Raw genomic sequence first — 20,253 nt, 5'->3', positions numbered from 1 at the left:
AGAAATAAAACAATACATCACTTATTACAACAACGACAGAATACGATTAAATCTAAATGGAAAGAGCCCGGTACAGTACCGAACTCTTTTCTTTAATAATTTTGTCTAAACTTTTGGGTGCAGTCTAAATTGCTTCGGGGTTTTTTAGTGTTTACATTTAAAAATTCGGGTTATCCGCAGTCGGACCATAACTTCCCGGAAGTTCAATATCATTCAGCCTGTAATAAACACCCAGTTGTGCTCTATGGTGGCTGATCTGGCTTAAGCTATGACGGATTGCCGCATATTTTGTCCATGAAGCCAACTCATGACCGTCATTTTTTAATGCCCAATTTGGTTCTAAATCTTGTTCGGATGCTTTTTCCAGTGCTTCTGTACTGTTCTTATAATTTTCATCTAAAACCTGAAGCAATTCCGTTTTTGTAGTTAAAAACTTGGGCTGCATTCCGCTTTTGGCAAAATCAAGTTCAGAGGAGTTCAGCATAAACCCTGCCCAGCCAAAAACTTCCGCAATATGGTTTGCAAGGTGCATCATTTTCATACTTTTGGGATGCGGAGTGTAGTCATTTTTATCATCAGGATAAATTTCCAGAAACCGTTTCGTCGTCTGATACTCAGCTTCGAGCTCTTCTCTTAATTGTTTTAAAGTGTCCATAAATATTTGTTTAGGTAAGCTTAAATTTAAAAATTTTAAAAAAGCCAAAAACTTTTTATTTAAAAAATTGAAAAAAACTGTAACAAAAAACAACTAATGCAAACTAATAGAATAAACCTTTTATACAATGAAAAATATATTCTCAATATTATTTATCGTCGTTTTTGCTATTGCAAATGCACAGGAAACTGCAAACCGTTTTTTTTATGAGTTAACATATGCACCCAACAAAGATTCTTTAGAAAAAAAGAATAAAGAGATGATGATTCTTGATATTACAAAAGATAAATCTATTTACAGAGATTATCTTGCTGTATCTCAGGATTCAATTTTAAAAGTTGAAGTTGAGGCAATGCAAAAAGCAGGAGCTTTTAAAGATATTTCAAAATCAATAAAGCAGCCTAAATTTTCACATATCATTACAAAAACATATCCGGCAATGGATGTTTCTTATACCGATTATATTCTTCAGGACAAAGTAAGCTATAAAGATGAAAAACCTTTTGAATGGAAGATTTTAGGCGATAAAGCTAAAATTGGTGAATACAATGCACAAAAGGCAACAGCGACATTTGGCGGAAGAAACTGGATTGCTTGGTTTACTACAGATGTTCCGTTTCAGGATGGACCTTATAAATTCAGAGGATTACCGGGGTTAATCGTAAAGGTGGAAGATGATGCCAAAAATTATTCCTGGGAATTGAAAGGAAACAAGAAAATTGCAGACTATAATCCTGAAAGCTATTCAGAAAAACTAATGAAACAGTTCGGACAGGGAAAAAATAATCTTGAAGTAAGCAGAGATAAATTTGAGACAATGTATGCTGCGTACAAAAAAGATCCTTTTGGAAGTATCAGATCTCAGCTGGCCATGATTCCTGCTGATGCAAAAATGCCGGATGGAACTTCAATGTCACAAATGATGAGAGATGCAGAAGATAAGCTTAAAAAGCACCTTAAAGAAAACAGTAATGCAATTGAGATTAATGCTGTTACAGATACTAAAAAGAAAAAATAACATTCATTTCAACTAAACTATATTTAATGTAAACCCAAATGCAGTAATGTGTTTGGGTTTATTTTATCAAATAATTGAAGATTTTGTAAATCTAACTTCCTTTAAATATGAAAACTAACGTTATTTAGATTAAATTTAAATAACTATATTTGCAGTCACAAAAATCAAGGCCTTGAAGGATATTCAATCAAATACATTAAGCAGCTTCCCGAAAAATAAAGCCGGAAAAATTGTGGGCTACGAAAATGACGGTTTGAAAATGCCTGCCAAAATTATAGAAATGGGGCTTCTTCCGGATACTTTTTTTAAAATTTTGTATCAGGCGCCGTTTGGCGGACCACTTTATGTGGAATTTGGCGAAGAAAAAAGCCGTATTGCTTTGCGTAAAGAAGAAGGAGATTTTATCATTGTAGAAGATTTGATTAATGCAGGAAAATAATAACAAACAGATACTTTTAGTCGGAAATCCGAATGTAGGAAAATCAACCGTTTTTAATGCTCTTTCAAATAAAAAGCAGAAAACGGGAAATTATGCAGGAGTTACAGTATCAAGTCATTCAGGGAATTATTCTTATAAAAATGAGGAGGTAGAAATCGTAGATCTTCCTGGTTCCTACAGCATATATCCGAGTTCTGAAGATGAAGCGATTTTTTCTAAATTTTTAATTGACGGACAAAAAAAATATGCCGGAGTGGTTTACATTCTGGAAGCATTAAGTCTGAAAAGAGGCCTTTTGCTGTTTCAGCAGATTCAGGATTTGGGAATTCCAATGATTTTGGTTTTAAATCAAATCGACCAGTCAGAAAGAAGAGGAATTCATATTGATGTTGAAAAACTTTCGCAGTCATTGAATATCAAGGTTATTCAGACGAATGCAAAAGAACAGATAGGAATAGAGGCTATTAAAGAAGCCGTTTTCAATAATGATTTTGTGACTTCGGAAAAAGCAAGCTTTGAAATTCCTGCCGAACATAAAAATCTTCTTAAAGCCGGTTCAGAAAAAGACTATCATGCATGGGTAAATCTTACACTGGGTAAAAATTCAGGTTCAGAATCAAAAAATATAGTTCCGAAAAGACTTCAGGTGCAGGAAACAGTAAGACGTTATCAATATGCAGACAAAATTTTGGCGAATGTTATTACTAAAAAAGCACAGTTTAAAGAACTTTTAACGGAGAAATTAGATAAGATTCTTGTTCACAAATTCTGGGGGTATATTGTTTTTCTTTTTGTGTTACTGATGATTTTCCAGTGCGTTTATTTTTTAGCAGAATATCCGATGAACTGGATTGACGAATCCTTTGCATGGCTTTCCGAGTTTTCATCAACGCATCTTCCTGAAGGACCAATAAATTCATTGATTTCACAAGGAATTATTCCGGGCTTAGGTGGAATTATCATTTTCGCACCTCAAATCGGAATCCTTCTCTATTTCCTTTACTTACTGGAAGATTCAGGGTATATGGCAAGAGTTGTTTTCCTGATGGACCGAATTTTAAGACCATTCGGATTAAACGGAAAAAGTATTGTTCCTTTAGTTTCAGGTACAGCTTGTGCGATTCCTGCGGTCATTTCAACAAGAAATATTGAAAATTTAAAGGAAAGATTACTCACAATTCTTGTAACACCATTCATGACTTGTGCAGCAAGACTACCTGTTTACAGTATTATTATTGGTTTAATTATTTCTGATAAAACAATTTTTGGAATTCAGTATAAAGCTTTGGTGCTTTTGGGAATGTATCTTTTAGGATTTTTCGTAGCTTTATTATCTGCGTCAATTCTTAAAAATTTCATTAAAGAAGATGGTAAAACGTATCTTGTTATGGATTTACCAACATATAAAAAACCTCTTTTTGGATATGATTTTAAGCTGGTTTTAGGAAAAGTATGGGATTTCATCACAGGGGCCGGAAAGATTATTTTTATTGTAAGTATCATTATTTGGGTACTGAGTTATTTCGGTCCTAAACGAAATCAGGATGAGGTTGTCGCAACTGATGTTGAATTAGACCACTCTTATTTGGCAAGAATGGGCAAATTTATAGAGCCGGCTATCGAACCTCTTGGTTACGACTGGAAAATGGGAGTCGGAATTCTGACGAGTTTCGTGGCGAGAGAAGTTTTCGTAGGAACAATGTCTACTTTGTACAGTTTGGATGACGATGCCCCGGAAGGAAAAGTAATCGATAAAATGAGACATGATGTAAAACCGAACGGCGAAAAAGTCTTCAGTTTTGCAACAGGAGTTTCTGTACTGCTATTCTACGCTTTTGCTATGCAGTGTATTTCTACATTGGCGGTAGTTTACAGAGAAACAAAAAGTTGGAAATGGACTGGTTTTCAGGTTGCCATGATGACCGGGTTGGCATATTTTGTGTCGATGTTTATTTATCAAATTTTAAAATAGTAATGAGTACTTCATTAATTTTTCAATACGTAATTATCGCAGTTGTGGTGGCTTTTGCCTGCTATTCACTGTTTAAGATTCTCAGAAAAAATTTTGCGCCCAAGAAATTCAGTTCTAAAAGATCTGCCTGCGATAAAGATTGTGGATGTTCATAATTTTTAATTTTTTCACATATTAAGCTGGTTAAGATTTATTTATTTTTGTAAATAAAAATGCAGTTATATATGAAAAAAGAATTAATTGAACATTTATTTCAAAAATTCGAAAATGCATCACATTTATATAAAAATATTGAATGTTGGAGTGCAAGAGATTTACAAGAAATTCTAAATTATACAAAGTGGGATAACTTTTTAAAAGTTATTGAGAAAGCTAAAAAATCTTGTGAGAATGCAGGAGAAGAAGTTAAAAACCATTTTGCCGACATCGGGAAAATGGTAGCCTTAGGTAGTGGTTCTGAAAGAGAAATTCCAGATTTAGCTTTAACTCGTTACGGATGCTATCTTATTGCACAAAATGGAGATAGCTCTAAAAGTGAAATAGCATTTGCCCAGACTTATTTTGCAGTTCAAACTCGAAAGCAGGAAATCATTGAAAAAAGACTTATTGATGTTGAAAGAGTAACAGCAAGAGAAAAATTATCAAAAACAGAAAAGAAACTGTCTGGAATTATTTACGAAAGAGGTGTCGACGAAAAAAGGTTTTCAATAATTAGATCTAAAGGAGATCAGGCATTATTTGGTGGATTTACGACCAACGATATGAAAAAGAAGCTTGATATTCCGCAAACGAGACCTCTTGCAGATTTTCTTCCTACCCTAACAATCAAAGCAAAAGACTTTGCAACCGAGTTAAAGAGTCATAATGTAGTTGAAAAAGATTTAAATGGCGATATGCAAATAACCAACGAACACATTGAAAATAATTTAGCTGTCAGAAAAATGTTAGGAGAAAGAGGTATAAAACCCGAAAACCTTCCTGCATTAGAAGACGTTAAAAAAGTTCAGCGAAAATTAGAAAGCGATGAAAAGAGAATATTAAAACAAACAAAGAAAAAATAATTACATCATCAATTGGTTATTTTAGAATTAAATAATTTGTAGTAATTTCAACCTTGAAATTAAACAAATTTTGCTTGATTAAACGCTTCGTCCTTTTTTGCACAAGTCTTTCTTTTCTGAGTGTCAAAGCACAGAATACATCAGATTCTGCAAGAATAAAATCTTATGCTGATCAGGTAATGATTCGTGCAAACTTTGACACGAACATAGAAAATTATACTTTTTCAGAGGGCGATGAAGAAAATTTAAACGAAACAGTACTTTCTATTAATAATAAAACAAAAGCTTCTTTATCGATTGATTACAGGATTATAAGTGCAACATTGTCTTTTACCCCTCGGTTTTTTCCGGGAAACAACGACAATGAAAGAAAAGGGAACAGTTCTTATACCAATTTTACTTTTAGACTTTTTCCTGGCCGATTCATTCAGACTGCTTATTATAAGAATGTAAAAGGTTTTTATATTGAAAATATGCAGGATCTTATTCCTGGCTGGCAAAAAGACAGAGACCCCTATATTAGATTTCCTGACTTAAGAGTTCAGACTTTTGGAGGTTCGACAGCTTATGTTTTAAAGAAAGATTTTTCATTGAAAAGCCTTTATACACAGGGAGAATGGCAAAAAAACAGCAAGGGAAGCTGGGTTCCGTTTTTAGACTATGATGTTACCATTTTCAGGAATACGATTGACGGTTTGAAAAACAAAGAATATCAATACAATTTCGGTGCAAACATCGGATATTTTTACAATTGGGTAATCGCCGAAAAATTTAATATTGCACCATACTTAACGGTGGGTTTGGGTGGAAAATTTACAAGCTTCAAAGAAACATTAGAAAACGGAACAAAAGGACCAAAACAAAATGAGCAGTATCTGACAGTAAAAGGATCCGGAGGTTTACATATAGGATATAACTCTGACCGCTTTTTGTTTGGAGGAAAACTTAATTTTAATGCTACAGCTTATGACGAGAAAGAAAACTCTACGGTCGAAAATAACAACACTTATGGACTTTTGTACGTAGGGTATCGTTTTCCGCCTCCAAAAGTTGTTGAAAGAAATTACAATAAAATTCAGAAAAAGATTCCGATTTTATAAGTTAGTCTTCTTTTGAGTATCTTTGCAAAGGGAAAATTTAAACTAAAAATAATCTACACTTTTTGAATTATTAAAAATAAAGATGCACTTTGCTTCCTATTAATAATCAGAAAAATAAAACTTAAACTAAATGTCATTAATAAAAAGTATTTCGGGAATCCGCGGGACAATTGGTGGGAAAGTAGGCGATAATTTAACTCCGCTTGATGTGGTGAAATTTGCTTCCGCTTTCGGCACTTGGCTTCAGAATAATAAAAATAAAAAAGATTTAACTTTAATTATCGGTCGTGATGCAAGAATCTCAGGTTCGATGGTTAATTCATTGGTTACTGCAACGTTACAGGGATTGGGGATCAATGTGATTGATTTGGGACTTTCTACTACTCCGACGGTAGAAGTGATGGTTCCTGAATTAAATGCCGATGGTGGAATTATCTTAACCGCTTCTCACAATCCAAAACAATGGAATGCTTTAAAATTATTAAATGAAAAGGGAGAATTCATCAGTGGAGAAAATGGTGCTGAAGTTTTAGCTTTGGCTGAAAGCGAAGATTTCAACTATGCTGATGTGGATGATTTAGGTAAATACGAAACAAGAGATGATGCTTTTGATATTCATATTCAACAGATTCTTGATTTACCAATGGTGGATGTTGAAGCCATTAAAGCTAAAAAATACAAAATCGTTCTGGACGCTGTAAATTCTACAGGCGGAATTGCAATTCCGCTGCTTTTAGATAAACTTGGTTGTGAAACTGTAAAATTATACTGCGAACCAAACGGACAATTTCCACACAATCCTGAACCATTGAAGGAACATTTGGGAGATATTTGTGAATTGGTAAAAAAAGAAAATGCAGATTTTGGCGTTGTAGTAGATCCGGATGTTGACAGATTGGCTTTAATTGATGAAAAAGGTGAAATGTTTGGTGAAGAATACACTTTGGTTGCCGTTGCTGATTATTTATTGAAAAATAAAAATGGTGTGGTGATTTCAAATCTTTCTTCGAGCCGTGCTTTGAGAGATGTCGCAAAAACTCACAATTCAGAATATTTTGCAAGTGCTGTAGGAGAAGTGAATGTGGTGAATTTAATGAAAGAAAAAGATGCTGTAATCGGAGGAGAAGGAAATGGTGGAATCATCTATCCTGATCTTCATTACGGAAGAGATTCTTTGGTAGGAGTTGCTTTGTTTTTAACGCATTTGGCAAAAGAAAACAAAACAGTTTCTGAACTGAGAGCTGGCTATCCAAGCTATTTTATGGGTAAAAAGAAAATTGAGCTGACTCCGGAAATCGATGTAGACTCTCTTTTAACTAAAATGGAAAAAGAGTATCAAAATGAAGAAGTTTCTACCGTAGACGGCGTAAAAATAGATTTTGAAAATAATTGGGTTCACTTGAGAAAATCGAATACAGAACCGATTATCAGAATTTATACAGAGGCTAAATCTCAGGAAGAGGCCGACAAATTGGGTGATGATATGATTACAAAAATCAGAAGTTTGATTTAAAATAAATTATATAACTTTAAATAAAAGATTGCAAGATGGACATTAATTTAGAACTTCAAACTAAAAAGTTAGAACTCATACATTGGCTTTCTTCCATCGATGATTTAAGGATAATTGATAAGATTTCGAAAATCAGAAAAGAAGAAAAATCGTGGTGGAACGATATCGCCGATGCCGAAAAAAAAATGATTGAAGAAGGTTTAAAAGATGTAAAAGAAGGAAATGTAGTTTCTCATGAAGATTTTTTGAAATCTTATGGTAAATGATTAAGATAGAATGGACGAAAAAAGCATTACGAGAATTTGATTTAGTTTATAATTTTTGGATAGATCACAATAAGTCAAACCGCTATTCTGAAAAAATATTGGATGAAACATTGAGGAAAATTAATGTTCTTCGAGATAATCCAAAAGCTGCAAAAGAATATACCGTTTTAGGATTAAGAAGAATAATGGTTTTAGAAAACTTCTCTATTACTTATAAATCAGGCAAAAATAAAATTCAAATAATTTCTTTTTTTGATAATAGAAGAAATCAAAATGAAATTTAATTTCATTAACTTTAATAAAAATTAATGACACTTTAATTAAACAAATTAAAGAGAATTGTTTTTTAGTAATTAATAAAAATTGTTTTACGATGTTGATAAGGAATTTTTAACATCGTAAATACAGAGGAAAAGTATATTGGAAGAATATTTTGGAAATGAACTTGTAAAAAAGTTCGAGGAAATGATGGAAAATAATGATGAATTCTACTTTGATACAGAAGAGTTGGAAGACATTATTGTTTATTATCTGGAGCTTGGAGATTTTAATTACGCCGATATGGCAGTCAATTACGGTCTGAAGCTTCATCCCAGCTCTTTAGACATCAAAATAAAAAAATTGGAAGTTCTATTGGAATGGGAAGATTATAATATGGCGAAGGAATTAATCGATGAGTTAAAAGGTTCTTCTATGGAGAATACAGACTTTTTGGTTTGCTACGCCAAATATTATTCGAATCTTGGAAATCCTAAAAAATCTATTGAAATCTGCAAGAAAGCCCTGGAATTGCAGGAAGAAGAAAACTTCCTCAATAATTTTATTGCAGACGAGTATGTAAACTTAGGGGATCCGTTTAACGCTCTTAAACATTATCAGCAAGCGCTAAAACACGATCCAATGGATGAATATTCTTTGGAAAATGCAATGATCTGCTTTAATGATTTAAATAAGGGTGAAGAGGCAATTGCTTTTCTGAACGATTATCTTGATGATTTTCCGTATTCAGAAATTGCATGGAGCGAGTATGGACAATATTATTTCAACAGAAAAAATTACGAAGAAGCCATCAAAGGTTTCGATTATATGTTGGCCATAAATTCCAGCTCAGTTGGAGTTTATGCGAGCAAAGCAGCGTGTTACGAAGCTTTAAACCAGTATCAGAAAGCCATTGAAGTGTATGAGGAAATGCTTGAGCTGGAATACACAAAAGCATTTACTTATTATAAAATCGGGTTGTGCTATAAAGCATTAAAGCAGCCCATTGTAGCTTTAAATTCCTTCCAAAAATCATTGAGAGAAGACCCACAGTTTTATCTTGCGATGATGGAGCAGTCTTATCTTTATGAAGAAATGGGCGGAATGCCGGAAGCTTTACACTTTGCAAGAGAAGCAACTTTGCTGAATGACAGCAATCTTGATTATCAGAAAAGACTGGCATTTTTGTTCATCGATTCTGGTAAGTTTGAGGAAAGTCTTTCTTGCCTTAAAAAATTGGTCGATGCTGAACCATCAAGATTCTACAATTGGTACGCTTATTCTGAAGTGTTGATGTTGGTTGGCGAATATGAAGAAGCAGTTACTGTTCTAAATTTAGCTCTACAGCATCATAAAAGAGCAGAATTATTCTATCAGCTTAGCAACTGCTACTTTAATCTGAGAAACCAGGAAAAAGGAAGTGAATCTTTGGAAAAAGCGTTAGAGCTTGACCCTTCATTAATTACCGATATGCAGAAAAAATATCCGTACATCAAAGATGAGGTGAAGAAAGCCAAGGCGAAGGTTAGAAAGAAAAATTTGTAACTCTTGAAGTCGGATGTATTTTAAATCATCCTAAAAATTAATCAACATTTAATTAAAATAAGAAAATCCTGCAGAGATGCAGGATTTTTTTCTTGGCTGCGTAAAATCGAAGATTCGAAGAAGTCGAAAAAACTCTTGCGAGCAAAAGATATTTTCAAAATGATTAGTATACTTTGCGTTCGTTGCGTTTAAATAATGATTTTTATTTACTTTTTAACTGCTGTTTTAGACCTTAAAAAGATTAAACCTGCAATAATGATACTTGCTCCTACAAATTGTAAAGTAGTCAGTTTTTCACCATCTAAAATGCCCCATATTATTGCAACAATTGGCATTAGCAAAGTAACGGTAGAAGCAAACAGTGGAGTAGAAACTTTTAATAGTCGATAATTCATCATCATCGCCAATCCGGTTCCGAAAATAGAAAGCAGGCTTACAAATCCTAATCCAATCATGTTTTCTTTGTTAAAGCTAAATGTTGAAACAAAACCAGTCGATACTAATGAAATAACTGAAGGCAAAAACAACACAAATGAAAACACAAATGCTGATAAAACGGTCGATGAGACTTCCATTAGCTTTGATTTTACGGTCGTTGTACTCACAGCATAACACAAAGTTGCCAAAAGCAATAAAAGTATAGGGAATAGTTTAAATTTTGCGCCATCATCGCCTCCGAAAGCCAACAAACAAACTCCTGTAAAGCTTATAATAACTCCGGTAATCTGTCTTTGTGTTGTTTCAAATTTCCAGACTAAAGCACCCACAATAATTACAAAAATCGGCATCATCGAATTGATAATTCCTGCGATACTGCTGCTGATTTCGGTTTCCGCAATAGGAAAAAGGAACATTGGAATGAAATTTCCTGTAAATGCTGCTAAAATAAGCCATTTCAAATGCTTCTTAGGGAAAAGTTTATATTTGGAAATAGCAACAGGCATTAATATTAATCCTGCGATTAAAACCCTTAGAGCTCCTACCTGGTAAGGGGTGAAATGTTCTAAAGATTTTTTAATTAAAATAAATGAAGAACCCCAAATTATACTCAGTAAAATAAGAAGAAGCCATTTTTCTTTATCTGCGTTCATTGTTTTCGTGTAAAATTTTCAAAAATTCTCGTTTAGGAATCATTCTCGCTCCTAAACTTTCCAAATGATCAGTATGAGATTGACAGTCAACAAGTTTTAGGTCGTTTTTATGAGTCTCCATAAAATGAATAAATCCTGCTTTGGAAGCATTGCTAACTTTGGAAAACATACTTTCGCCACAGAAAACTTTTCCGATTTGTAATCCGTAAAGCCCGCCGACCAGTTCATCATTCAGCCAGACTTCAACACTTCTTGCCACACCGTAGCTATGAAGGGTAATAAAAGTTTTCATTAATTCATCAGAAAGCCATGTTCCTTCCTGTCCTTTTCGGTTGATTTCGCGGCAGTTTTTAATAACGTCACTGAAATTTTGGTTTTCGGTAATGGTAAAAATGTTTTTATTTAAAATTTTTCGCATCGATTTTGAAACCTTCAGCTCATCGGGGAATAGCACAAATCTCGGATCAGGACACCACCATAAAATTTCATCGCCCGGATCAAACCAAGGGAAAATCCCATTTTGATAAGCAAACCAGATTCTTTCCAAAGACAAATCACCGCCAAAAGCAATGATGCCTTCATGACCGTCATATTGTGCAGGATCGGGAAATGAAATTTCGTTTTCGTCTAATCGAACCATAGAGAGGAAAAAAAATCCCACTTTCAGAAAGCAGGATTGTTATTTGACTTTATTTTTAATTAAAATGGCAAATCGTCATCATCGTCACCTGCAAAAGGATTCTCGTTGGATACCGGAGAAGCAGATTGAGACGGAGCAGCCTGTGTAGGCTCTGATGCATTATCAAAAACTTTTTCTACTCTCCATCCTGTAATAGAGTTAAAATATTTAGTTTCTCCCTGTGGCGAAACCCATTCTCTACCTCTGATGTTGATTCCTACTTTTACATTTTCTCCTTCTTTTAAAGAATCCAGCAAATTTATTTTATCCTGTAAAAATTCGATGTTGATTGGCTGTGGATACTGCTCTTGGGTAAGAATAACCATTTCTCTTTTTTGGAAACCACTCGCAAATGTTTGAACATCAGTGATTTTCTTTACTGTTCCTTGTAATTCCATATCGTAAATATTATCGGTGTAAAAGTAGTAAAATGAAATTAAAAAAGAATGGGTTCAAATAAATTTTGCAAAAATTTAATTTTTTTTTCGAAAAGGTTTGGAAGTAAAGAAAATTGCCCTATATTTGCACTCACAAAAACGAAACAAGTTCTTTAAAATAACTCAATAATAATGCGGATGTGGTGTAATTGGTAGCCACGCCAGACTTAGGATCTGGTGCCGAGAGGCGTGGGGGTTCGAGTCCCTTCATCCGCACAGTATGCGAAAATAGCTCAGCTGGTAGAGCACAACCTTGCCAAGGTTGGGGTCGCGGGTTCGAATCCCGTTTTTCGCTCCACGCCTGCCCTGGTGGTGGAACTGGTAGACACGCAGGACTTAAAATCCTGTGCCTCTTTTGGCGTGCGGGTTCAAGTCCCGCCTGGGGTACAAGACCCTCTGTAATTTATTACGGAGGGTTTTTTGTTTTACATATTTACAAAACGATTCTTCAAATTTCTTTTTTGCATGGAATAAAATCAAAGATTGGGAAAGCTGGAGATTGAATAAAAAGATAAAGATCAATTTATTTTGAACACTAAGTCCACAACTTTTTTTAAGTCTCATCAAGCTATTTTATTTATAAGATGCCACTCAATACAACGGTAGAGATAAATTAAAACATCAAGATCCTTCAAAATTTGGGTATTCGTGGCTATAAAAATTGACATCATCACTGTGAAAATCTTCGCAATCTGGTGGAAATAAAAATGAACTCAATATTTTTTAATACTTCTCCATATGTTAGCCAATTAATCTCTCTTAAAAAATCAACATTGCTTTAAACACCGAATAAATCGAACAAAATCAGATAAATAATTCAATTCATATTTGGTGGAATTATAATTTTTTATATATTTGAAAAAGATAGATCCTTGCTTTTCTTTTTAAAGAAATGATGATGTTTCGTCATCACTGTGAAATTGCTTAGCATACGTCACTACATACTATCTTGATGGGGAAAATGGTACTAGTAGGTACCTTTTCAGTTCATTTTCCGAGAAAATAAAGGTACCCACTAGTACCATTTTCTGGAGTTGATAGATATAGTCCTTAGAAAATACGAAGGTTTATCCCAGACAAAGCCCTATTAAGTGTAGGGCTTTTTATTTATAAAAAAACACATCTAAATGTCACAAAATCTCAGCAGACAACAGATTTACGACCGTATAAAAGCATCTTCCAAGGATAGTTATATTCTGGAAGAAATGAAAAGACTTGGTTTTTGGCAGGAAACTTCTACGCCCTCTCTACCGGAACAACTTATTCAAAAGGAAGTTGTTTTACAGAAGGAGTTGCAAGAGCTATTGGCAAAAGACCGAAAATACGGAAATCAGGAGGCAATGCTTCGTGAGATGCGCAAAAAGCGTATGCAGGAGGCAAAAGCCAAAAGAGAAGTAACCAAACAAAAAAACGAACAGAAACGCAAGGATAAAGCAGATCATTGGAAAAAGCTTCAGCAAGAGCAGATTATTTATGTTGGAGAAGGTGTTTCTAAAGGGCTTCACTGCACCGATTCGGATGTAGAAAAACTGTTGGAGTTTTCACTTCCTGTTTTTAAAAGTGTATCGGATTTCAGTCAGAAATCTGGTTTTGGTCTTCCGCTAATAAAATATCTTGCTTTTCACAGGAAAGTTTCTAAGAAAACGCATTATCATATTTTTGAAATTCCAAAAAAATCGGGAGGAAAAAGAAGGATTTCGGCACCTAAACCGCAATTGAGATATTTTCAGCAATGGATTCTGGAAAATATCCTGAATAAAATTTCGGTGGGAGAAGTTGTACATGGCTTTACAGCAAAAAAATCAATTGTCACCAATGCAGAGCCACATCTTGGGAAAGATATTATTATCAATATCGATTTACAGGATTTTTTCCCCTCGATCAGGTACAGAAGAGTAAAAGGATTGTTTTCAAAATTTGGATATTCGGAACAGCTTTCGACTATTTTTGCATTGGTCTGCACTCAGGCTCATACGGAAGAGATTTTACTGGATGATGTTAAATATTTCGTTCATAAAGGAGAACGGTTTTTACCGCAGGGTTCGCCGACAAGTCCTGCCATCAGTAATATTATCGCTTATAAATTAGATAAAAGATTAAAAGGTTTGGCTCAAAAATTAGGATTTACCTATACCCGTTATGCGGATGATCTTACTTTTTCTGCTAATCAGGATAATGAACAGAATATCAATAAGCTTTTATATTTTGTAAAACAGATTATCAGCGACGAAAATTTCACGATTCATCCCGATAAGCTTCACATCATGAGAGGCAAGCATCAACAAAAAGTGACGGGAATTGTAGTTAATGAAAAACTGAATGTTGAGAGGAAGAAACTCAGAAAATTCAGGGCACTTCTACATAATATCGAAGTGAATGGATGGCAAAACCAAACTTGGGGAAAGGCGTTTCATTTAATTAATGCAGTTGAAGGGTATATCAATTTCGTTAATATGGTAAATCCGGTCAAAGCATTAGCTTTCAGAGAGCAATTGAATGTAATTATCGCAAAGCACGGTAAACCGATCGTAGAATTAAAAGAAGTTGTTCATGAAATTGTAGAAACAGTTGCAGTTCCTGAAATCCAAGAAGAAATACTTGCGCCAAAAGAAGAAAGAACAGACTGGTGGAATATTTTTTAGCCCGAACCAAACACATAATATCAACATCTTAATCCATAAGATAGATGAAAATCATTAAACAAACCAAACTCTTTTTCCACGAAGGAAAATCGGATAAAGTTTACGAAATAGATCTTTGTGAAATAAATCCAGATGCTTTTGCCGTTAATTTCCGTTACGGAAGACGCGGTGCAGCATTGAAAGAAGGCAGTAAGACTCCTGCTTTCGTATCCAAGGATAAAGCCGAGAGTATTTTTGATCAGCTCGAAAAAGAAAAAAGAAATAAAGGATATCAGTCTGAAGTAGAAGTTTTTGTAGAGCTTCCTTCATTGGATTCCGTCAATATGAATTCTATAGAAGGAGTGATCTTAAAACGTCTGGAAGGCGCTACACAGGGAATCAATTCATTCAAAACAGAATGGAAAACTTCCCGTGTGATCTGGAAAGCGGTTCAAATGAAAATTGAAGAAGCCATTCCTTATATTTTGAAATTGGCAACAAAAGGCGACGACATGCAGCTGTATGCTTCTATTTTTGCGATCAGAACATTCAGAATGACTCAGGCGTCCGAGCTTTTACGCGGCATTGCACAAAGTACAAGACATAAGCAGTATATCAGAAATGTTGCTTTTGATGCACTCTTGACAATTAATGAAAATTCAGAACTAGAAAAAACGGTTTCTGATTTATTGGAAAGTCTTCCTTCTGAAATAAAATATGCTATTGATAAAGGAGATTATGATGGCTTAAAGCAACAATACCTTGAAAAATTCGAGAAAAAAGAGAAAGCGGACGAACTCGTTTACCTTTATCTTTTATCGAAAGCATATCCTTCTTTGACTAAATTAATTGAAGAAATTATAGTAAAAATTCCGTTTGCATCGCCTTACTTTAAAAATATTCGTGCGATTTATAAATTGGCTCGTTTTCGGGATGATGCACAGATTTTGGGACTGTTATCCTTTTTATTCGAAAAAAAGGCGCCCATGTTCAAAAGAACGGCGAGCCTGGATAAAGAAGCGTGGAATCAGCATCAGTATTTTTACCAGTTTGGAAATTCCGTCAATGTAAGAAAAGAGCTTTCCAGCCCTGAAAGCAGGCTTGCATTTTCAAATTTTACGAAACTTTATTTTCAAAAGAACAGCTTTCATTATCTGAAAGAATTGGGAGAGCAAAATAAAGCGAAAGAATATCTAAGATTTGCGGTCAATGCATTGGTACAATATTCTGAGGACGATTATGTTCCTGCCAAAAAAGGGCCGTTAAGCCATTATGGAACTTACAATTGGGAAACCCGGAGATATTATTATACGGTGGTCGATTTCCCGGAATGTTACCGATCTCCGCTTCTTAACATTATCCTTTTCGGAAATGATAAAAACCGTAAGATGGATTCAAATCTTGAATTCTACAGTAAAAAGGAACAGTTCTGGAGCTCAGATTATTACTATTCTGCCAATGAAATGAAGAAGGTGGAATCGGAAAATAACAACAATTCAAATGTGTCAGAAGCGTCTTCTCATCAAAATCAACAGCATGGCGCTTTAGACAATATTATAGGAGCATTCAAGAATATTTTTGGCTCGAATAAAGAAAAACCGACTGTTTCTCAACATAAAAAAGAAGAATCTGCAATAATTTCTGAGTCAAATCCTTCAAGGCTTGAACTTTATCCTGAATTTTGGGATGAAACACCACAAGCTTATATCCAGCTTTTGATGCAGGCGAGAATGGATCTGGTGATGAAATTTGCTTATGAAAATCTTTCCAATCATTCTCTATATAAAGATTTATTACAAAAAATTGAGCCTCAAATGATGATTCAGCTGTTGAATAAATCTTCAAAATATCCGCAAAATTTAGGTTTTGAGGCATTAAACGAAAAGAAGGAAGAATTAAAGCAGATTCAAACTTTTGTAGCACAAATTTTAGTTTGCGAAAACGAACAGGCAAGAAGCTGGGCAAAAGAAGCTATTGAAAACAATACTCAATATTTTCTGGAATCTACAGATTTTATCATGCATTTAATCATGCATTCACGGAAAGAATCTAATGAATTTATCAATAACTTACTTCAAAAAGCATCTTTATCTGAGGAAAGGCAACAATCTGTGCTTGGAAAAGTAATCATTGAGTTGCTTTCTCTGGAAAATAACGACAAAAACAATAAAATCGCTGAATCTGCTACTAAGAAGCTCAAAATAACAGCTTTCTCTAATTTTTCTGAGATCAGCTGGGAAATTGTCGCCCAATTACTGACTTCTCCGTTGAATAACAACAGGTTTTTGGCAAGTGAAATTCTGCTTTCCAAATCTCAAAAATATCCGGTAACAGAAATTCCTCTTTCAATTATTGAATTATTATTGAATAACGAAAATGAATCTGTAAGACAAAACGGAGTCAGTCTTTTAAATCAATATCCTAAAGAAGAAATCGGGAGAAACTGGTCACAGATTCTTGCGTTACTTTCTTCAAATTATAAGGAAGTTGCGGAGAATGTATTTACATTAAACGATCATTTGGGAGTTCAGTCTGAAAATCAATTACAGATTGTTGAAAAGTTATTTGAAATGTTGATGAGAGAACAGCAATTTGAAGATTCTCATCAGTTGTTTAGAGATTATCTTGAAAAAACGGCTCCGAAATACATTGACAATATTCCTGTAAAATGGATTCTCAGGATATTGTTTGCAGACAGCGTGAAAAACCAGCTTTTCGGCTTAGAATTGCTTAAAAAAGTAGATGATAACGACAAATTCACGTTAAAACAGGTAATTTCTCTTGCAAATCACGAGTTTTTAGCGGTAAGACAATGGTCGTGGAATTTCTATAAAAATAATATTGAGAGAATTAAATCAGATCGTAATCATGCGTTGGGAATTCTGGATGCAAAATGGGATGACAGCAGGGAGTTTGCGTTTCATTTCTTCCAAAATGAATTCAAAGATGAAGATTGGGATACGGACTGCTTAGTCGGAATTGCAGATTCCGTGCGTTCTGATGTCGAAAATTTTGGTAAAAATCTGATCATGAAGTTCTTCAAAAAAGAACACGGGTTGGAGTATCTTACGAAACTGAGCCAGCATCCGAGCCAGAATATTCAGCTTTTCGTAACCTCATATCTTGAAGAATATGCAAGTAATCAGCCTGAAAAATTGAAAGAACTGGAGTTTTATTTCCGTTCTGTACTTTCGAGGGTGAATAAGGCGAGAACTGCTAAAAACAGAATTTTCATTTTCTTAGAAAAAGAAGGAAGAAAAAATATAGAATCTGCAGAAACAGTCAGCAGGATTTTAGATGATCTTTCGGCAACGACCGCTATTCAGGATAAAGCAAAATGCATTGATATTATTTCTGAACTGAAAATGATCTATCCTCAACTGAATGTTCATCTTCAATTAATTTCTTAAGCTATGTTATTCGATTATAAATTTCATAAAGATACTGCCATTACGAACTCTGCAACGAGTACGCAGATGAGCTTTTCCCCCGATCTGCAAAGAGATCCGACGTTTTTTGTAGGCAAGCTGAATAAAAAAATTCCGTTTCGTGAAGCAATTTCCGCGTTGCATGATGTGGTGGTTTCCGATCTTCGCTTTAAGCCGAAAGATAAAACGGAATACAAGGAATGGGCTGCAGAGCAGGAAAAACTTTGGCTGAGTGATTACATGGCTGAATTTCAAATCGAAGAAGTCAAAAAAAGATTGGCGGAAGTAAGAGGGGAGCTTGATCAGGTGTACAAAGAAAAAAACAGGGTTTTAGGTCCTTTCAATACGGCTAAGAAAGCATATTTTGATTATCTGTATCAAAAAGATAAAGACGCTTGGTTTGTTCTGGATCCGGTAATTACGGTTCATCCCGATGAAGTTTTCTTTGAATGTTTCAGTCAGGACGAATCTACCTATGGAAAGCTAAGCAGCAGTTATAATGTTTTCACAGAAATCAATGAATTTAAATGTGGAACGACGAATATCGATTATTCGGCGGCACTTTATAATGAATTCCAGAAAATAAGGGATTATAAAGACACGGAATTTAAGATCGATCCTTCCGGTTTTGAAGCACTTACTACAAACGAGGAAGTGTATAAAGAAGAAAAAATCGACTTGCCGGATTCCTGGGTGCGTGGATTTTTACAGGTAAGCTCTGCAATGACTTTGCCTGCTACTACTTTTGATCTTCATCCGATGGATATTTTCAGTATTTGTCAGTTTTTAAGAAGATTCAAAGAGAAAAAAGGACCGAGAGCACTACGTTTTATTTTGGAACCCGGAAAACCGATTCAGGCAGTTTTTGAACCTTGGTACGAAACGCTTACTTTTCACCGCTCAATTTATACAGGGTCGGAAAGCAAGACGATCAGAATTTGGGGGAGAAGAAGATTGTTGATCTTAGAAAGATTAATTCCGATTGCTAAAAATTTCAGAGTGGTTTTATTAGGAAACGGTTTGCCTTCATTCTACATTGCAGATTTAGGCGATATGGCTTTCACTTTAGGACTTTCAGGATGGACAACCAATGACTGGAGCAGAGCGGGTAATTTTGACCTGATGGCTCCGAGAGGTCAAGTAGATTTAATGACTCAGGAAAAAGTATTCAGTACTTTGAAAGAAACATGGTTTGGAACTACAGCTGAACTTTCGAAAAAACTGAATCTTGATACGGCTACCATTTCGGCTTCATTAACGTCTTACACGCAGGCTGGAAGAGTAATTTATGATCTCAATATGGGATTGTACAGAGTTCGTGAACTGACTCAGGATCCTTTGGATACGAAACAATTGCGTTTCTCAAGCCCGCAAGAAGAAAAAGCGGATAAGCTGATTTCTGAAGATAAAGTGAAGATCAGATACGACGTAAAAAATGATATTCTCAACATTCAGGGAACCATAAAAGAAAGCAATTTTACCTACAAAACGGAAGCTTCTATTGATAAAGACCAGCGATTGATTGGCGGAAATTGCCAATGTGGTTTTTATCAGTCCAACGGTTTAAGACAAGGACCTTGCGAACATATTCTGGCAACAAGAATGATGATCAACAGGAAATAATACAACTGATTTTCTATACTAATTTACAAGGAAAGGTTTTGCCTTTCCTTTTTCTATTTCTGAATAAAATTCTGTACCCATAAAAATACCAACTTCTGTATCTGTACCTAAATAATAATACGCTGTACATTTGTTGAAGTAAAGCGGGTAATATGGAAACACATCTTCTACAAAACAATCGGCTTCACTATGCTGAGGTCTACGCATCGGATATTTTTGAACTGAAAAATCTTTTTCTTCAAAAATTTAATGTACATAAAATCAATGAAAACTTCGGGATTCCTTTTCTCTTGGCTAAAAATAAAAATACGGTCTTCGCTTTTGCAAGCCTTATTCTGAATCCGAAAAATGAAACCGATTTTTTAATTCACACTGATCAGGCTTTTAATCATGAAGAAAGAAAGCAGTTTATGATGACGGCTAAAGAATATTTCAGCAGGAATAATTCTGAAAATTTTCGAAATCCTTTGCAGCTGAAAAGTAATATTGAACGGATGATTAATTGGCTGAATGATTAAAAAAGGTCTTTTAAAATCGTAAATTTACT

General features: G+C 34.6%; 18 protein-coding genes and 3 tRNA genes. 17 read left to right on the top strand and 4 right to left on the bottom strand.

The features are described from left to right. Window positions 1–4 precede the first annotated feature (4 nt). Window positions 5–109, top strand: a complete 105-nt coding sequence (locus ACR1PN_RS05255) for an IS3 family transposase (RefSeq protein WP_433979164.1) — start codon at window positions 5–7, stop codon at window positions 107–109. A 48-nt stretch (window positions 110–157) separates the two neighbouring features. On the opposite strand, the gene ACR1PN_RS05250 is transcribed toward ACR1PN_RS05255, so the two are convergent. Continuing rightward, complete coding sequence (locus tag ACR1PN_RS05250; protein ID WP_433979157.1) at window positions 158–655, bottom strand: DinB family protein; 498 nt, start codon at window positions 653–655, stop codon at window positions 158–160. Window positions 656–782: 127 nt separating this feature from the next. On the opposite strand from ACR1PN_RS05250, the gene ACR1PN_RS05245 reads away from it, so the two are divergent. The 9 genes from ACR1PN_RS05245 to ACR1PN_RS05205 all read left to right on the top strand — a co-directional run bounded on the left by ACR1PN_RS05245 (window position 783) and on the right by ACR1PN_RS05205 (window position 9,827). After that, window positions 783–1,673 carry a GLPGLI family protein gene (locus ACR1PN_RS05245; protein ID WP_433979156.1) on the top strand — a complete coding sequence of 297 codons (891 nt, stop codon included), beginning with the start codon at window positions 783–785 and terminating at the stop codon, window positions 1,671–1,673. A gap of 172 nt (window positions 1,674–1,845) precedes the next feature. Further along, window positions 1,846–2,112, top strand: a complete 267-nt coding sequence (locus tag ACR1PN_RS05240) for a FeoA family protein (RefSeq protein ID WP_433979155.1) — start codon at window positions 1,846–1,848, stop codon at window positions 2,110–2,112. Continuing rightward, on the top strand, window positions 2,099–4,084 hold the full coding sequence (gene feoB, locus ACR1PN_RS05235; RefSeq protein WP_433979154.1) for a ferrous iron transport protein B: 1,986 nt from the start codon (window positions 2,099–2,101) through the stop codon (window positions 4,082–4,084). Before ACR1PN_RS05240 ends, feoB begins: the two co-directional genes overlap by 14 nt. A gap of 224 nt (window positions 4,085–4,308) precedes the next feature. Then, on the top strand, window positions 4,309–5,145 hold the full coding sequence (gene dinD, locus ACR1PN_RS05230) for a DNA damage-inducible protein D (RefSeq protein ID WP_433979153.1): 837 nt from the start codon (window positions 4,309–4,311) through the stop codon (window positions 5,143–5,145). Between the two features lie 74 nt (window positions 5,146–5,219). After that, the gene (locus tag ACR1PN_RS05225; RefSeq protein WP_433979152.1) at window positions 5,220–6,245 is read left to right on the top strand and encodes a DUF4421 family protein; all 1,026 of its coding nucleotides are present in this window, start codon (window positions 5,220–5,222) and stop codon (window positions 6,243–6,245) included. Between the two features lie 130 nt (window positions 6,246–6,375). After that, on the top strand, window positions 6,376–7,758 hold the full coding sequence (gene glmM, locus ACR1PN_RS05220) for a phosphoglucosamine mutase (RefSeq protein ID WP_433979151.1): 1,383 nt from the start codon (window positions 6,376–6,378) through the stop codon (window positions 7,756–7,758). A gap of 35 nt (window positions 7,759–7,793) precedes the next feature. Then, window positions 7,794–8,024 (top strand): hypothetical protein, encoded by a 231-nt coding sequence (locus ACR1PN_RS05215; protein ID WP_378182822.1) that lies wholly within the window; start codon window positions 7,794–7,796, stop codon window positions 8,022–8,024. After that, a complete protein-coding gene (locus ACR1PN_RS05210) occupies window positions 8,021–8,308 on the top strand; it encodes a type II toxin-antitoxin system RelE/ParE family toxin (RefSeq protein ID WP_433979150.1) in 288 nt (95 codons plus the stop codon). Before ACR1PN_RS05215 ends, ACR1PN_RS05210 begins: the two co-directional genes overlap by 4 nt. 136 nt (window positions 8,309–8,444) lie before the next feature. Beyond that, on the top strand, window positions 8,445–9,827 hold the full coding sequence (locus ACR1PN_RS05205; RefSeq protein ID WP_433979149.1) for a tetratricopeptide repeat protein: 1,383 nt from the start codon (window positions 8,445–8,447) through the stop codon (window positions 9,825–9,827). Between the two features lie 206 nt (window positions 9,828–10,033). On the opposite strand, the gene ACR1PN_RS05200 is transcribed toward ACR1PN_RS05205, so the two are convergent. The 3 genes from ACR1PN_RS05200 to ACR1PN_RS05190 are packed head-to-tail and all read right to left on the bottom strand — an operon-like array spanning window position 10,034 to window position 11,995. Beyond that, window positions 10,034–10,918 (bottom strand): DMT family transporter, encoded by an 885-nt coding sequence (locus tag ACR1PN_RS05200; protein ID WP_378179781.1) that lies wholly within the window; start codon window positions 10,916–10,918, stop codon window positions 10,034–10,036. Further along, on the bottom strand, window positions 10,905–11,558 hold the full coding sequence (gene aat, locus ACR1PN_RS05195; protein ID WP_433979148.1) for a leucyl/phenylalanyl-tRNA--protein transferase: 654 nt from the start codon (window positions 11,556–11,558) through the stop codon (window positions 10,905–10,907). Before aat ends, ACR1PN_RS05200 begins: the two co-directional genes overlap by 14 nt. 59 nt (window positions 11,559–11,617) lie before the next feature. Continuing rightward, window positions 11,618–11,995 (bottom strand): DUF3127 domain-containing protein, encoded by a 378-nt coding sequence (locus ACR1PN_RS05190; protein WP_378179778.1) that lies wholly within the window; start codon window positions 11,993–11,995, stop codon window positions 11,618–11,620. 173 nt (window positions 11,996–12,168) lie between these two features. Here ACR1PN_RS05190 and ACR1PN_RS05185 point away from each other — a divergent pair. From ACR1PN_RS05185 to ACR1PN_RS05155, 7 genes are all read left to right on the top strand, one after another. Further along, window positions 12,169–12,250 (top strand) — tRNA-Leu (locus tag ACR1PN_RS05185). 6 nt (window positions 12,251–12,256) lie between these two features. Then, window positions 12,257–12,332 (top strand) — tRNA-Gly (locus ACR1PN_RS05180). Window positions 12,333–12,337: 5 nt separating this feature from the next. Then, a tRNA-Leu gene (locus ACR1PN_RS05175) sits at window positions 12,338–12,421 on the top strand. 740 nt (window positions 12,422–13,161) lie between these two features. After that, window positions 13,162–14,676 (top strand): retron St85 family RNA-directed DNA polymerase, encoded by a 1,515-nt coding sequence (locus ACR1PN_RS05170; RefSeq protein WP_433979147.1) that lies wholly within the window; start codon window positions 13,162–13,164, stop codon window positions 14,674–14,676. A gap of 44 nt (window positions 14,677–14,720) precedes the next feature. Continuing rightward, window positions 14,721–18,065: a WGR domain-containing protein gene (locus ACR1PN_RS05165; RefSeq protein WP_433979146.1), complete on the top strand. Its 3,345-nt coding sequence runs from the start codon at window positions 14,721–14,723 to the stop codon at window positions 18,063–18,065. 3 nt (window positions 18,066–18,068) lie between these two features. Continuing rightward, entirely contained in the window at window positions 18,069–19,706 is a 1,638-nt protein-coding gene (locus ACR1PN_RS05160) for an SWIM zinc finger family protein (protein ID WP_433979145.1), read from the top strand. A gap of 152 nt (window positions 19,707–19,858) precedes the next feature. Then, window positions 19,859–20,224: a hypothetical protein gene (locus ACR1PN_RS05155; protein WP_433979144.1), complete on the top strand. Its 366-nt coding sequence runs from the start codon at window positions 19,859–19,861 to the stop codon at window positions 20,222–20,224. Window positions 20,225–20,253 lie beyond the last annotated feature (29 nt).

The sequence above is a fragment of the Chryseobacterium sp. RLHN22 genome, from assembly GCF_051011795.1.
Taxonomy (GTDB): Bacteria; Bacteroidota; Bacteroidia; order Flavobacteriales; family Weeksellaceae; genus Chryseobacterium; species Chryseobacterium zhengzhouense.
This window is presented reverse-complemented; position numbering and strand designations above follow the sequence as displayed.